The organism is Rhodococcus sp. NPDC078407, assembly GCF_044542515.1.
Lineage (GTDB): Bacteria > Actinomycetota > Actinomycetes > Mycobacteriales > Mycobacteriaceae > Rhodococcoides.
Map to the genome: position 1 here is coordinate 76,659 of NZ_JBITUQ010000013.1, position 14,068 is coordinate 90,726.

At 65.9% G+C, this 14,068-nt stretch carries 12 protein-coding genes; 8 read left to right on the plus strand and 4 right to left on the minus strand.

Going from position 1 to position 14,068, the window contains the following annotated elements; all coding sequences use genetic code 11:
• Window positions 1–16: 16 nt before the first annotated feature.
• The 3 genes from ACIGGF_RS14975 to guaA all read left to right on the plus strand — a co-directional run bounded on the left by ACIGGF_RS14975 (window position 17) and on the right by guaA (window position 4,716).
• The gene (locus tag ACIGGF_RS14975) at window positions 17–1,156 is read left to right on the plus strand and encodes a GuaB3 family IMP dehydrogenase-related protein (protein WP_397522048.1); all 1,140 of its coding nucleotides are present in this window, start codon (window positions 17–19) and stop codon (window positions 1,154–1,156) included.
• A gap of 185 nt (window positions 1,157–1,341) precedes the next feature.
• The gene (locus ACIGGF_RS14980; protein WP_397522049.1) at window positions 1,342–3,096 is read left to right on the plus strand and encodes an FAD-dependent oxidoreductase; all 1,755 of its coding nucleotides are present in this window, start codon (window positions 1,342–1,344) and stop codon (window positions 3,094–3,096) included.
• 30 nt (window positions 3,097–3,126) lie between these two features.
• Complete coding sequence (gene guaA / locus ACIGGF_RS14985) at window positions 3,127–4,716, plus strand: glutamine-hydrolyzing GMP synthase (RefSeq protein ID WP_397522050.1); 1,590 nt, start codon at window positions 3,127–3,129, stop codon at window positions 4,714–4,716.
• 23 nt (window positions 4,717–4,739) lie between these two features.
• Here the strand turns inward: guaA and ACIGGF_RS14990 are convergent, their stop codons facing one another.
• Complete coding sequence (locus ACIGGF_RS14990; RefSeq protein WP_397522051.1) at window positions 4,740–5,000, minus strand: hypothetical protein; 261 nt, start codon at window positions 4,998–5,000, stop codon at window positions 4,740–4,742.
• Complete coding sequence (locus tag ACIGGF_RS14995) at window positions 4,997–6,394, minus strand: PspC domain-containing protein (RefSeq protein WP_397522052.1); 1,398 nt, start codon at window positions 6,392–6,394, stop codon at window positions 4,997–4,999. Before ACIGGF_RS14995 ends, ACIGGF_RS14990 begins: the two co-directional genes overlap by 4 nt.
• Before the next feature lie 148 nt (window positions 6,395–6,542).
• Between ACIGGF_RS14995 and ACIGGF_RS15000 the strand changes: the two genes are divergently transcribed.
• The gene (locus ACIGGF_RS15000) at window positions 6,543–8,006 is read left to right on the plus strand and encodes a PspC domain-containing protein (protein WP_397522053.1); all 1,464 of its coding nucleotides are present in this window, start codon (window positions 6,543–6,545) and stop codon (window positions 8,004–8,006) included.
• On the plus strand, window positions 8,003–8,650 hold the full coding sequence (locus ACIGGF_RS15005) for a response regulator transcription factor (RefSeq protein WP_317801141.1): 648 nt from the start codon (window positions 8,003–8,005) through the stop codon (window positions 8,648–8,650). The genes ACIGGF_RS15000 and ACIGGF_RS15005 overlap by 4 nt, the downstream gene beginning before the upstream one ends.
• 5 nt (window positions 8,651–8,655) lie before the next feature.
• On the opposite strand, the gene ACIGGF_RS15010 is transcribed toward ACIGGF_RS15005, so the two are convergent.
• Window positions 8,656–9,030 (minus strand): HNH endonuclease, encoded by a 375-nt coding sequence (locus ACIGGF_RS15010; protein ID WP_397522054.1) that lies wholly within the window; start codon window positions 9,028–9,030, stop codon window positions 8,656–8,658.
• A 172-nt stretch (window positions 9,031–9,202) separates the two neighbouring features.
• Between ACIGGF_RS15010 and ACIGGF_RS15015 the strand changes: the two genes are divergently transcribed.
• Window positions 9,203–10,210, plus strand: a complete 1,008-nt coding sequence (locus tag ACIGGF_RS15015; protein ID WP_397522055.1) for a MerR family transcriptional regulator — start codon at window positions 9,203–9,205, stop codon at window positions 10,208–10,210.
• A gap of 20 nt (window positions 10,211–10,230) precedes the next feature.
• Here ACIGGF_RS15015 and ACIGGF_RS15020 read toward each other — a convergent pair whose 3' ends face one another.
• Complete coding sequence (locus ACIGGF_RS15020) at window positions 10,231–11,460, minus strand: serine/threonine-protein kinase (protein ID WP_397522056.1); 1,230 nt, start codon at window positions 11,458–11,460, stop codon at window positions 10,231–10,233.
• 199 nt (window positions 11,461–11,659) lie between these two features.
• Here ACIGGF_RS15020 and ACIGGF_RS15025 point away from each other — a divergent pair, with 199 nt between their 5' ends.
• Window positions 11,660–12,478: a hypothetical protein gene (locus ACIGGF_RS15025; protein ID WP_397522057.1), complete on the plus strand. Its 819-nt coding sequence runs from the start codon at window positions 11,660–11,662 to the stop codon at window positions 12,476–12,478.
• Complete coding sequence (locus ACIGGF_RS15030) at window positions 12,475–14,064, plus strand: DNA polymerase Y family protein (RefSeq protein ID WP_397522104.1); 1,590 nt, start codon at window positions 12,475–12,477, stop codon at window positions 14,062–14,064. Before ACIGGF_RS15025 ends, ACIGGF_RS15030 begins: the two co-directional genes overlap by 4 nt.
• Window positions 14,065–14,068: the final 4 nt, after the last annotated feature.

Consider the following 14,068-nt stretch of genomic DNA (forward strand, 5'->3'; position numbering starts at 1 on the left):
GTAGAAAGGTGCGCGCGTGCGCGACCTCGTTGAAATCGGCATGGGCAGAGAAGCCCGCCGCACCTACCAGCTCGACGACGTGGACATCGTGCCGTCCCGTCGTACTCGGTCGTCGAAGGAGGTGTCGACGGCCTGGCAGCTCGACGCATACCGGTTCGACATCCCAGTGCTCGCACATCCGACGGATGCCCTGGTCTCGCCCGCGTTCGCGATCGAGCTGGGTCGTCAGGGCGGACTCGGAGTCGTCAACGGTGAGGGATTGTGGGCGCGCCACGCCGACGTACAGGCCAAGTTGGATCAGCTCATCCACATCGCCGAGACCGATCTCGATCCGGATGCGCCCATCGCATTTCTGCAGGAGCTGCACGCAGCACCGCTGCAGCCGGATCTGCTGGCCGCCGCCGTCGGCCAGGTACGTGATTCCGGCGTGACCGTCGCAGTGCGAGTGAGCCCGCAGAATGCTCGTGCGTTGACGCCTGGCCTGGTCGCGGCAGGACTGGATCTGTTGGTCATCCAGGGCACCATCATCTCGGCCGAGCATGTGGCGCACGGCGACGAGGAGCCGCTCAACCTCAAGACGTTCATCGCCGAGCTCGACGTTCCCGTCATTGCCGGCGGCGTCAGCGACCACCGCACCGCGCTGCACCTGATGCGCACCGGCGCGGCCGGCGTCATCGTCGGTTACGGCTCCGTCGAAGGTGGCACGACCACCGGGGAGGTGCTCGGTATCGGCGTTCCGATGGCCACCGCGATCGCCGACGCAGCGGCAGCGCGTCGGGATTACCTGGACGAGACCGGCGGACGCTACGTGCACGTGATCGCCGACGGGGACATCACCACGTCCGGGGCGTTGGCGAAGGCCATCGCGTGTGGTGCCGATGCTGCGGTTCTCGGCGCTCCGTTGGCCGTCGCGGCCGAGGCACCCGGTGGCGGCTGGTACTGGCCGTCCGCAGCGGCGCATCCGTCGATGCCGCGTGGCACGCTGTTGCCGATGTCGGCCGGGGAGCGTCCGAGCCTCGATCACGTGCTGCACGGACCCTCGCGCGAGTCGTACGGTTCGATCAACCTCGTCGGTGGGCTGCGCCGGTCGATGGCAAAGTCCGGATACTCCGATCTCAAGGAATTCCAGAAGGTGGGCCTGAACGTCAGGGCCTGACGCCTTTTGTTCCACCGGGGCGCGTACTCCTTTCACCAGGGGTGCGCGCCCTTTGTGTTGCATGTCGTCCACGTAAGTCGACCCTGGGTTGGTGATACCTCCCGTAACAGCTAGAATCGGTTGTGGCGGTAGTCACATGGGGGTGTGCATACTGTTCGACAGCATCGGATGTAGCGGAGGTCACCATGGGTTCAGCTGTTCGCGCCACGGATTACGACGTTCTGATCGTCGGATCCGGCTTCGGCGGAAGTGTCACCGCGCTGCGGCTGGTCGAGAAGGGATACCGCGTCGGCATCCTCGAGGCCGGGCAACGCTTCGAGGACAAGGACTTCGCGAAGAACAGCTGGGATCTCAAGCGCTTCCTATGGGCACCGAAGTTGGGCCTGTACGGAATTCAGCGGGTACACCTGTTGCGCGACTGCCTCATCCTCGCCGGTGCCGGAGTGGGCGGCGGATCGCTGAACTACGCCAATACCCTTTACAAGCCACAAGCTCCGTTCTTCGAGGACAAGCAGTGGGCCCACATCACCGACTGGAGCAGTGAGCTCTCTCCGTTCTACGATCAGGCCACCCGCATGCTGGGCGTGGTCCGCAACCCGCACATGACGCCGGCCGACGAGGTGATGAAGTCGGTGGCAGAGGACATGGGCGTTGCCGACACCTTCATTCAGACGCCGGTCGGCGTCTTCTTCGGTGACGAGCCCGGCAAGACCGTCCCGGACCCGTATTTCGGCGGTGCAGGTCCCGAGCGCACCGGATGCATCGAATGCGGCGAGTGCATGACCGGTTGTCGCCACGGAGCCAAGAACACCCTGCTGAAGAACTACCTCGGCCTGGCCGAACGTGCCGGAGCCGAGATCATCCCGATGACGACGGTCACCGGCCTGGTTCCCCGTTCCGACGGCACCTGGGACGTCGACACCGAGCGCACCGGTGCTCGGCTCCGCAAGGGCAAGAAGACGTACAGCGCAGCCAATGTCGTGTTGGCCGCAGGTACCTGGGGCACCCAGAATTTGCTGCACAAGATGAAAGACACGGGCGCGCTGCCCAAGCTGTCGGACACTCTCGGCGAACTGACTCGCACCAACTCCGAGTCGATCGTCGGAGCGGCCAAGCTGGCGGTCGATCCGGACGTGGATCTCACGCGCGGAGTCGCCATCACGTCCTCGTTCCACCCCAGCCCCAACACTCACATCGAACCGTGCCGTTACGGCAAGGGCTCCAACGCGATGGGCATGCTGCAGACCCTGATGACCGACGGCGGAGGCAAGATCCCGCGTTGGCTCAAGTTCGTGTTCGCGCTCATCGCGCACCCGGTTCAGTTCGTCCGCGTCGTCAACGTTCGGCGCTGGAGCGAGCGCACGATCATCGCGCTGGTGATGCAGAACCTGGACAACTCGATCACCACGTTCACCAAGCGTGGGCCGTTCGGTCGCAAGATATCCAGTAAGCAGGGCCACGGTGAGCCGAACCCGACGTGGATTCCCGAGGGCAACGACGCCACCCGGCGCATCGCCAAGAAGATCGGCGGCGTCGCGGGCGGCACCTGGGGAGAGCTGTTCAACATCCCGCTCACCGCACACTTCCTCGGCGGCTGCGCCATCGCATCGGATTCGGCGCACGGCGTCATCGATCCTTACCACCGCGTCCACGGATACCCGACGCTCAGTGTGGTCGACGGGGCTGCCGTGTCGGCCAACCTCGGAGTCAACCCGTCGCTGACCATCAGCGCGCAGGCCGAGCGTTCCGCAGCGCTGTGGCCGAACAAGGGCGAGCTGGATCTTCGTCCGGCACAGGGGCTGCCGTACCAGCGTCTCGACCCGATCGCCCCGAACTCCCCGGTCGTTCCGGTGGACGCTCCGGGTGGTCTGCGACTGCCGATCGTCGAGATCCGGTCGGGTTCCTCGGCGATGCCCGTCGCGCATTCGGGTGTTGCGTAAGCGCTACGACAGTCCCACTAGACTGACCCGGTGACCGACTCCTCTGCACACGATCCCGCACACGCACGCCCGGTTCTCGTCGTCGACTTCGGCGCCCAGTACGCGCAGTTGATCGCCCGCCGTGTGCGCGAGGCCAACGTGTACTCCGAGGTGATCTCGCATACCGCGACCGCCGAGGAGATCGCGGCGAAGGACCCTGTCGCGCTTGTGCTTTCCGGTGGGCCCTCCAGTGTCTACGCCGAGGGCGCGCCCGAGCTCGACTCCGCGCTGCTCGACCTCGGTGTCCCCGTGTTCGGCATCTGCTACGGATTCCAGGCCATGGCTCAGGCCCTCGGCGGAACCGTCGAACACACCGGAACGCGGGAGTACGGTCGCACCCAACTCAGCGTGGACGGCGGTCGTCTGCACGACGGCCTGCCCGCCACACAGCCGGTCTGGATGAGCCACGGCGACGCTGTCACCGCGGCCCCGGAAGGTTTCACCGTCACCGCCACCAGCGCGGGTGCACCGGTTGCCGCCTTCGAGAACGAGGACAAGCGCATGGCGGGCGTGCAGTATCACCCCGAGGTTCTGCACTCCCCGCACGGGCAGCAGGTGCTCAGCCGGTTTCTGCACGAGACGGCGGGTATCGCCCCGGACTGGACTGCAGCCAACATCGCCGACGCTCTGATAGACGCAGTGCAGGAACAGGTGGGGCCCACGGGCAAGGCCATCTGTGGCCTCTCGGGAGGCGTCGACTCCGCGGTGGCGGCGGCACTGGTGCAACGGGCGATCGGCGACCGTCTGACCTGTGTGTTCGTCGACCACGGACTGCTGCGCGCCGGCGAGCGTGAGCAGGTGCAGCAGGATTTCGTCGCCGCGACGGGTGCCAAGTTGGTGACCGTCGATGCGGTCGACACCTTCCTCGGCGCGCTCGAGGGCGTCTCCGACCCGGAAGAGAAGCGCAAGATCATCGGCCGTGAGTTCATTCGGAGCTTCGAGGGTGCCGTGGCCGAGGTGCTGGGCGAGAACGCCGAGCACGGCGACGCGGTCGAGTTCCTGGTGCAGGGCACGTTGTATCCGGATGTCGTCGAGTCCGGTGGCGGGTCCGGTACCGCGAACATCAAGAGCCACCACAACGTCGGCGGACTTCCGGACGATCTGCAGTTCGCCCTCGTCGAGCCGCTTCGTGCACTGTTCAAGGACGAGGTGCGTGCGGTCGGACGCGAACTGGGATTGCCCGAGGAGATCGTCGGCAGGCAGCCGTTCCCCGGACCCGGTCTGGCGATCCGCATCGTCGGTGAAATCACTCGCGACCGTCTGGCCACGTTGCGCCACGCCGATTCGATTGTCCGAGAAGAACTTACGGTCGCAGGCTTGGATCAGCAGATCTGGCAGTGCCCGGTGGTGCTGTTGGCCGACGTGCGCAGTGTCGGCGTGCAGGGTGACGGCCGTACCTACGGCCACCCGATCGTGCTGCGTCCGGTCTCGAGCGAGGACGCGATGACCGCGGACTGGACTCGTTTGCCCTACGACGTGCTCGAAACGATCTCGACTCGGGTGACCAACGAGGTTCCGGAGGTCAACCGAGTCGTTCTCGACGTCACGAGCAAGCCGCCGGGCACCATCGAGTGGGAGTAGCGCCCGTCAGGGAGTAGCTTTCGTCAGCTCTTTCGGCTGGGGCCCAGTAGTAGTGCGAAGCCCACGACCACTGCGGCGACAACGAACACCCAGCGGAACTGGACGTCGCCCAGTGCCGCTATCGCTTCCTGGCCTATGAGGGCCGCGACCGAAACGACCATGGCGGCCAGCCCGGCGAGGAGCAGCAGCGCCGAGGGGCCGCGTCGGCTCGAGTTCTGCTTCTCGGTGTCGGAATCGCTGTCGCTGTAGTCGTGGCCGATGCGGTCGGTCTTGTGCTTCTTCACTTCTGGTGCACCACCTTCAGGTCGCCGAGGAACACATTGCCTTCGATGGTGAGCACCGGTGCGTCGGGGGCAGCGGCAGATCCGACCTGTATTCCGGAGTTGCCGCAATCGGTCGAGCCCATGAAGGCCTCGCATGTGGTGTCGATTTTCATCGTGTTCGGCACCGTCACGACGGCCTGCCCGAAGGCAACGTCGATTTCCATACTGTCATTCTCGGTGAGCGTCAGGCTGGTGAGGTCCAGGTCCAGCTCGCCGGCTCCGATCTCGTACTTGGGAGCGAGTTCGGCAGCGGTGAGCGGGGCGATGCGCTGTGTTCCCGACGCACCGTTGCCCATGTCCATCGGACCGACCGCTGACGCCAGGACGACGAAGCCGGCCAGGGGTGCTGCGACCACCAGCAATCCGTAGCCCTTGCGCAGGAACGCGCCGAGCACGAGTCCCACGGAGATGACGGCGAGAGCGACGGCTCCGACGCGGCCCGCCGAGGCCCAGTCCCCGCCGGTGGCGGCACCTACCGCCGCGGTGATGCCTGCAGCGAGCAGGGCCAGGCCGAGAAAGCTTGCCGTCCAACGTGATCGGCGCTTGCGTTCGATCGCCGCAGGCGGGAATGTGCCTGCCGGCTCGGGAAGATCCCAGGCGAACGGTGCCACGCCGAGCGGATCCCACGACGGGGGCGTCATGGTCGGCATGTCGGTCCGCGTGTCGGTCGGCTTCTCGGCCGGTGTCGCGGTGGATGCGTTCGCCTTGCTCAGGTTCACGGTCTGCGCGTCGGCGTCGGTGTGCTCGATGGGCTTCGGTGTCGGAACGTAGCTCTTCGGCAGAGTCGTGTACGGGGTGTAGCGCTCCTGCTGGAACTGTGGCGGACGATATTGCGCGGCCGTCCACTGCTCGGCCGACGTGCTGGGAGAGCCGAAAGGCATGGGGGCGTAGCGGTTACGGGAGAACTCCGCCGTCCGCATGTATGGCGGCGGCTCCGGACACCGCTGGTGCAGCAACCACAGTCCACCGAGCATCGCCACCAGCGAGATCAGCCCCGAACCGCCGAGTCCGACGCCTACCGGGCCGATCGTCGACACCGCGATGACCAATGCCACCGCCACGACCACCATCTTCGTCGTCGAATCGGAGCTGTTGCCGCGCCCGACGAGCGACTCCGCACCCGAGGCCGTGTCTCCGGCGCGGTTGAGCACCAGCCACGCCGCCAGATACAGCACGATGCCGGTACCGCCGAACAAGGTGGAGACGACGAACGCGATCCGAATCAGAACGGGGTCGACGTCGTAGCGATAGCCGATACCGGCTGCAACACCTGCCACATGCCCGCGTTGCGGCAAGCGGTGCGGACGGGTGCGCCACATCTGCTGAAGTTGATCCGAAACGGTCGCGTTGCTCATGTCAACCATCGTGGCGGCCTCGACCACGAAACACATCAGGGATACCCCTGATCTTCATCCCCGAAATCGCGTCCACCTCGATAGATCCGCACAACATCAGGGCGAACCCTGATGCAACGACCACCGTATCCGTGCCAGGATCGAAGGCGTGCACCCTGTCGACAATCCACCCGTTGACGCCGCCCGGACCACACCGTCCCCGGCAGGCGACGCGACGGCTACCCATGCCACGTCGACCACTGTCCCCGTCGCTCCTGCTTTTCCTGTCGCTTCTGCAGGCTCCGCTCCTGCTTCCTATGTCGCTTCTGCAGGCTCCGCTCCTGCTTCCTATGTCGCTTCTGCAGGCTCCGCTCCTGCTTCCTATGTCGCTTCTGCAGGCTCCGCTCCTGCCCCCTTCCAACGCCGCGGCGGCGGTCGCATCGTCGGCGGCGTGGCAGGCGGGCTCGCCGACCATCTCGGCGTCGACGTGTTCAAGGTTCGGGTGGCGTTCGCGTTGCTTGCCGCGTCCGCCGGTGCCGGTATCGCCGCATACGGATTGATCTGGATGTTCACGCCCGCGGGTGAGGACACAGCGCACCCGAGTGCGGCCGAACGCCAGCGGGCGCTCGGCTTGGCCGCTATCGGTCTCGGCCTTGCAGTCGGGCTCGCCTGGCTGCTCAGCGGTACCGCTGCATCGGTCATCGTGCCGGTCATCGTCGTGGTGATCGGTGCCGCCCTGGTCTGGCGCGAGTTCGACTCCGAAGGACCGCGAACAGCTTTGGGGCTGCCCAAGCATCCGACCGTATTGAGTTGGGCGAGGGTCGTCGGCGGAGCGACGTTGATCGTGCTCGGCCTCGCCGTGGTGGTGCTCGCCCGCGTCGACCTGGCCGCGCTGCGTTCGTCCCTGCTGGCGGTGGTGGTCACCCTCGTCGGTGTCGGACTGTTGACGGTTCCCATCTGGTTGCGCACCTGGCGCGCGCTCGGTGCCGAGCGATCTGCTCGCATCCGCAACGACGAACGCGAGGAAATCGCGTCGCACCTGCACGATTCGGTGCTGCAGACCTTGGCCCTGATCCAGAAGCAGTCCGATCAGCCGCAGGAGGTGATGAGGTTGGCGCGCGGGCAGGAGCGTGAACTGCGCAAATGGCTGTTCGACGGCGGCGACACCGACAACTCCAGCTTGGCCGATGCGCTCAAGACCATCTCCGGTGAGGTCGAGGATCAACACGGCGTGACGGTTCGACCCATCACTGTCGGCGACGTGCACCTACTGCCTGACGACGTCGAGTCGGGCCTGTCCCGCGAGAGCTTCACCGCTCTGCTGGGTGCCACCCGAGAAGCTTTGGTCAACGCGGCCAAGCATTCCGGCGAGACCAACATCGATCTGTTCGCCGAGACCGAACCGGAACAGGTCAGCGTGTTCGTCCGCGATCGCGGTACCGGGTTCGACGAATCCGAGGTACCCGAGGATCGCCGGGGCCTGGCGAAGTCCATTCGGGGACGCATCGAGCGCCGAGGTGGCACGGTGCAGGTACGGTCGACCGTCGGCAAGGGAACCGAAGTACGAATTTTCATGCCCCGCAACGTCACCACCGAATCGTCCGAATCCAGCCACCAGGAGCAGCCGACGTGACCGAACCCTTCCGCGTTTTTCTGGTCGACGACCATGCGGTGTTCCGTTCCGGTGTGCGAGCCGAACTCGCGCGCGAGGCGGACATCGACGTCGTCGGGGAAGCCGGAGGCGTCGCCGAGGCGGTGTCGGGCATCGAATCGACGAAGCCGGACGTGGTGTTGCTCGATGTGCACATGCCCGACGGCGGCGGCGTGGCCGTGTTGAACCGCATCTCCGAGGGACCGGTATGTCTCGCCCTGAGTGTGTCCGACGCCGCCGAGGACGTCATCGCCGTCATCCGTGCCGGGGCGAGAGGATACGTCACCAAGACGATCTCCGGCTCGGAGCTCGCCGACGGTGTTCGACGCGTCGCCGGGGGAGATGCCGTCTTCAGCCCCCGTCTGGCCGGGTTCGTCCTCGATTCGTTCACCGGTCGCAGCGCTGCCCCGGAGCCCCCGCTGGATCCGGAGCTCGATTCGCTGACGCCTCGTGAGCTGGAGGTGTTGCGGTTGTTGGCGCGCGGGTACACATATCGTGAGATCGCAGAAGATCTGTTCATCTCCGTCAAGACCGTCGAGACGCATGCATCGAACGTTCTCCGAAAGACCCAGCAGTCCAACAGGAATGCGCTCACACGATGGGCGCACAAGCGTCGAATCGACTAGGTGACCTACGTGGATCGGAGAAGTGTCGCCAGGATCGTGGCGTGACGGAGCAGGAACGTGTGCTCGTCGAGCTTCTTGCGTCTGAGCCACCCGGTCACTTCGCTGTTGTGTTTGCTGGCGTTGCAGGAGGGACAGGCCGGAACGACGTTGTCGAGTGTGTACCGACCGCCGCGAGAGACCGGCGTGATGCAGTCGCGTTGCAGCGGCACACTCTTCGCTCGGCAGTAGGCGCAGCCTCCCCAGGCGTCGAGAAGTTCGGCCCACTGGGAGGCGGTGAGGTCGTTGTCCACTCGGGCGAGCCGTCGTCGCCGTCGTTTCGTGTAGCGCGCCCGCGTTGCCTTCGGCAGCGCAGCGGCGGGGAGCTTGCGGCGATGGTGCACAACGGTGACGATACTTCGGCCGCGGCAGCACTTCCGTGTTTTGTCTCCGCGTGCCGAATCCACCGTTGCAGAACGTCGCCGGAGGATGAGCATGGCACACGACATGGGCTACACCCGGGGCCGGGCATACAGTGCTTGACCTTCGACCAACCCGAAGCCTCAGGATTTCATCATGACTGATTCGGCAGAAGAATTCCTGACCATCGGTGTGTTCGCTCGTTCGAGCGGGCTGACCCCCAGCGCCCTGCGGTTCTACGACGATTGTGCCTTGCTCGTCCCGGCGTTCATCGACGCCAAGTCCGGCTATCGCTATTACACCCGAGCACAAGCGAAGCGGGCCAGCATCATCCGACAACTGCGCGAAATCGGCATGCCGCTCGACAAGGTGGTCGCCGCCCTCGACGGCGACGGAGCCGCGGCCGTCGAGATCGTGGATCGACATGTCGACGAGCTCGCTGCTCGCGCGCGGGCAGCAGCCGAGGCCGCAGTATCCATCCGCCGGATGTTCGACCAAACATACTGCACAGCAACGGTATCTGCCGCCGAGTTCGCATCGGCGGTGGAGCAGGTCGCGTCTGCGGCCGGAACGAGCGAGGAGTTTCCGGTACTGCGGGGCGTGTTGGTCGAGGTGGACGGTGGCACTGTCACTCTCACCGCGACGGATCGATATCGACTCTCCACCCGCAGCCTCGTTGCCCAGAGCTCACCCGGTGCATCCTGGTCGCGCATTGCAGCGGTCGGCTCTCTCGGGGCTCTACCCGCGTCGGGCACCCTCGTGCTGACGGCAACCGACGACGCGATGGTGCTCGAGTGCGAAGGCGTCCAGCGCACCGTGGATCTCGTCGACGGCGACTTCCCCGACTGGCGAACGATCATCGACGGTCTGGCTCCGACCGCGACGAGGGTTGTGGTGCAACGAGATTTCGTTCCCCTCGACAGCGGCACACTACGGATCGACGCCGGCCCGGGCGGCCTGAAAGTCGAGGGTGGTGCCGTCCCCGCACGGGTCACCGGTTCCGAGATGACGGTGTTCTTCGACGCGGCCGTCCTGCAGGCTGCCGTCGCATCGGCCGTCGGACCGGATGTGATGCTCGATATCGCCGCTCCGGACCATCCGATGCTGGTGCGGTCGGCAGTCGACGGCGCTCTGACGACTCTGGTGATGCCGGTTCTCGGCTGATCGAGTACGAAACCGACGAATCACATCACAAGCAGGATCACCAGAACGAGAAGAACCACTGCGGCGAGCACGAGTGCGGCCAGGATGGCGGTCGATGGAATCGACGTTCGGTCGCCGATGACGTCCTCGATGCGCATCAGGACGTCGTCGATCGGGTTCTTCTTCTTTTTCGGCAGATCGAACGGCGGTGGCGAGTACGTCGACGGGACCGGATTGGCTTGGCTCTCACCGGGTTGCACGGCCGGTAGGCCCGCGATGGTTCTTCCGAATTCCCTCGACGGACGGCGAGATTCGGACACCGGTGTCGAGCGTCGAGCCCATGCCGGCACCACACCGTCAGCAGACGTCAGGGGGACCCCGCGTAGCTGAGCGATGGTGCCGCGCTTGCTGATCGCAGCGACGATGATCTCGTCGCGGGCCTGGGCCATGGTGGGACGCCGAGCGGGATCGGGTTCGAGCATGTGCAGCAGCGGTCCGGTGAGATCTCCGCTGCGGGTGGGAGAGATGATCTGCCCCTTGGCAACTCGATGCAGCAGCGCGATCGAATCGTGATCGATGTCGAACGGAGGTCTGCCTTCGATGGCGGTGTACAGCGTCGCGCCGAGAGAGAACACGTCGCTGGCTGCGGTGGGATCCTGTCCGCGGGCAACCTCTGGAGCGAAATATGCAGGGGTACCAGTGATCACGCTGTCGTCGGATGCTTCGACGTCCCCTTTGGCGCGAGAGATACCGAAATCGCTGATCTTGACGATGCCCAGATCCTTGCCGCGATCGGCGATCAGGATGTTGCCCGGCTTGATGTCGCGGTGCACGATTCCCGCCTCGTGCGCCTCGGTGAGGGCATCGGCGATCTGCGCCCCGATCTGAGCGACCTCGAACGGGGGCAGTGAATCGGTGCTGCCGAGCGCCTGCGCGAGACTGCGCGAGGACAGGTATTCCATGATCAGCCACGGCTCGCCGTCGACGAGAGCAACGTCGTGCATCCCGATGGCGTGGGGGCTGGAGAGGCGGGCGGCGATGCGACCCTCGCGCATGGCCCGATTACGTACCTCGACGGCTTGCTGAGGGCTCAGCTCGGTGGTGGACGTGACCTGTTTGACGGCCACCTGACGGTGCAGAAGCGTGTCGGTGGCAAGCCATACTGCGCCCATTCCGCCGCCGCCGAGCTTGCCGGCGAGGCGGTACCTGCCGGCCAGGAGGTAGTCGGGTCCGACTCCTCGTCGAACACGCTGCTGATCGGTCACGCCCACAGGTTAGTTGACGATGCCGCGGTGTGCCCGCAGCCGCAGAACGTAAGCCTCCACCAGCGGCTTCGGCACCGCCTTGACGAGTTGCCGTCCGAGCGGCTTTACTGGGTGCAGATCGAAATTGTGTTCGAATACGCCACTTCCCGCGTTCGACGAACACCGATCTTCGGGCTCGATTTTCTACACCGTGAAGGGGAGTGACATGACTGTATCGGGAGCCTCTGTCACGCCGGATGTGCTCGACGGGTTGTCGCTGCCGGAGCGGGTCGCCTTGCTGCGTAGCCGGATGGCTGCCGTGCCTTCCCGGGGCGAGACGGCATCGGTGCGGATCGAGAATTCGGACCCCGATCCCGTTCGCTCCGATGTCGGCGAGGCTGAGCCGATACGTGCGGTCCGTCAGCGGGACGTTCTTCCGGTGCCCTCCGCACTGATCGACGTGCTGCCGCACGGTGGACTGGTGCGTGGAACGGTGGCCTCGGTGTCCGGTGCCGGCTCGCTGCTGATCGGTTTGGTGGCTGCAGTGACCGGTGCCGGTGGGCATGTCGCCGTCATCGGGCAGCCTCGTTTCGGACTTCTCGCTGCGGTGGAGATGGGCGCACAGCTGAGCAAGCTGGCCCTGATTCCGGATCCGGGCCCCGATCCGGTGGAAGTGGCGGCAATCCTGCTCGACGGTGTCGACCTCGTGGTGCTCGGTCTCGGTGGACAGTCGGTATCACCCACTCGGGCCAGAGCAGTGGTGGCCAGGGCGCGGAGCAAAGGTTCGACGCTGCTGGTGACCGATGGGCACTGGGACGGGGCAGAGCTACGGCTGGACGCGTCGGTGCACGGCTACGACGGCCTCGGTACGGGCCGGGAGCTGGGCCGCGGTCGGCTCCGCGGCGTCCGATTGTCGGTGTGCGCGCGTGGGAGGGCGATGCGTCCCCGCACCGTTCGACTCGATCTGCGTGCAGAGAACGGACGCATCGAATGGCACGCCGAACAGCACGAGCAGAATCCACTGTCGATCGCGGTCTCGACATGAGCGCCGCTCCGTCGACTCGGGTCCTGTCCAGCCGTGTTCTCGCTCTGTGGTGTCCTGATTGGCCTGCGGTTGCAGCAGCTGCCCAGGCCGATCTGCCTGCGACGCAGCCGGTGGTCGTCACCTCCGCCAATCGGGTCGTCGCGTGCTCGGCGACGGCACGTACGTCGGGTATCAAACGTGGCCTACGGCGCCGGGAAGCCCAGGCGCGGTGCCCGGATGTGCATGTCGCTCTGGCCGACACCGATCGTGATGCGCGATTGTTCGAGCCCGTGGTCTCGGCCGTCGCCGCCATCGCGCCGGGAGTCGAAGTGCTGCGACCGGGGCTGCTGGTCCTCTCGGCCCGCGGTGTCGGACGGTATTTCGGTACCGAGCATCGGGCCGCGGAACGGTTGATCGACCAAGCGTCGGCTGCCGGTGTGGAATGCCAGATCGGCATCGCCGACGAATTGTCCACTGCGGTCGTTGCGGCGCGGTATGCACAGGTGGTTCCCCGCGGCGGGGGTGCCGGATTTCTCGCTCCGTTACCGGTGGCAGAACTCGCGGCCGAACCGAGTATGTCCGCTGCCGATCGCGGTGAGCTGGTGGACCTGTTGCGACGCTTGGGTTTACGGACCATCGGCGACTTCGCTGCGCTGACGCCGGGTGACGTTGGGTCGCGGTTCGGTACCGACGCGGTGTTGGCGCATCGCACTGCTCGGGGCGAGCCCGAACGCCCGCCGTCGGCTCGGGCGCTACCGCCGGACCTCGATGTCGAGTATCGGTGCGATCCGCCGATCGATCGAGTCGACGCCGCTGCATTCGCCGGTCGAGGGTTGGCCGAACAACTGCACACCAAGCTCGCCGCTGCTGCCGTTGCCTGTACTCGGCTGCTGGTGCACGCCGGTACCGGTAACGGTGAGAATTTGTCGCGGATATGGCGCTGCGCCGAGCCGTTGACACCGGAGGGAACAGCAGATCGGGTGCGGTGGCAACTCGACGGCTGGCTCACCGGGCGCAGCGAGAACAAGCCGACGTCCGCGATCACCGTTCTGCGGCTCGAGCCGATCGAGGTGGTGGCAGCAGGTGAGCTGCAACTGGGATTGTGGGGCAGTGTCGGCGACGAGGACGACAGGGCGCGTCGGGCATTGGTGCGGGTTCAGGGTTTGCTCGGTGGTGAATCGGTGCTGGGCGGTGTTCTCAGCGGCGGACGCGGGCCCGCCGAACGGATAACGCTGCGCCCACTCGGCGACGAACTGGTACCGATGTCCGATCCATCCCATCCCTGGCCCGGACGATTACCCGAGCCTGCTCCGGCGGCGGTGATCGAGACACGTCCGACGGTGACACTGATGAACCGAACGGGTACAGGAATCGGCGTCACCGACCGCGGGGTGTTCGACGCCCCACCGACTCGATTGCGCTGGGGCACCAAAGAATGGGAACTGACGGGATTGGCCGGGCCGTGGCCGGTGGACGAGCGATGGTGGGACAGCGGCAGCGCATCGACGGGTCCGACGGCCCGGGCCCAGGTGGTACTCGACGACGAAAGAGCCCTGCTCCTCGTGTTCGACGAAGGTCGGTGGCGGGTGGAGGGAATCTACGAATAGTGGC